Raw genomic sequence first — 713 nt, 5'->3', positions numbered from 1 at the left:
CTGTCCGCCGGCCCGCCCCAACTGTCGAGGCTGTCATGACCGTCACCGTCGCCACACTGGGCTTTCCCCGCATCGGCCCCAGGCGAGAACTGAAACAGGCGCTGGAAGAACACTGGGCCGGAAACGGCGACGAGGCCGCGCTCCAGGCGGCGGCCGCACGCCTGCGCGCGGACAACTGGATCTGGCAGCGCGATCGCGGCGCCGACATCATCCCGTCCAATGATTTCTCGCTGTACGACCATGTGCTGGACATGTCGGTCATGGTCGGGGCCATCCCGTCCCGCTATGGCTGGTCCGGCGGTCCGGTCGACAGCGCGACCTATTTCGCCATGGCCCGCGGCACCCGCGGCGACGCGGCGGAAGGTTGCACGCACGGCCACGCCGATGCCTCCGGGGGCCTGCCCGCCGCGGAAATGACCAAATGGTTCGACACCAACTATCACTACCTGGTGCCGGAATTCTCCGCCGATCAGGTCTTCCGCCTGTCCTCGGCCAAGCCGGTGGATGAGTATCTCCAGGCCCGCGCGCTCGGCATCGAAACCCGCCCCGTCCTGCTGGGGCCGATCAGCTACCTGCTGCTGGGCAAGGCCCGCGGCGGCGCCTTCGACCCGCTGTCGCTGCTGCCGCGCCTGCTGCCGGTCTATGTCGCCATCCTGCGCGCCCTGGCCGATGCCGGCGCCGGCTGGGTGCAGATCGACGAACCCTGCCTGGTC

Annotated in this window: 1 pseudogene; it reads left to right on the top strand. The window is 69.3% G+C overall.

From position 1 onward, the window contains the following. Positions 1-35 precede the first annotated feature (35 nt). A pseudogene (locus tag HUK84_RS21430) lies at positions 36-713 on the top strand (5-methyltetrahydropteroyltriglutamate--homocysteine S-methyltransferase); the annotation flags it as partial.

Origin of the sequence: Nguyenibacter vanlangensis, assembly GCF_013376155.1 — a bacterium.
In the GTDB taxonomy this organism is placed as follows: domain Bacteria; phylum Pseudomonadota; class Alphaproteobacteria; order Acetobacterales; family Acetobacteraceae; genus Gluconacetobacter; species Gluconacetobacter vanlangensis.
This window is presented reverse-complemented; position numbering and strand designations above follow the sequence as displayed.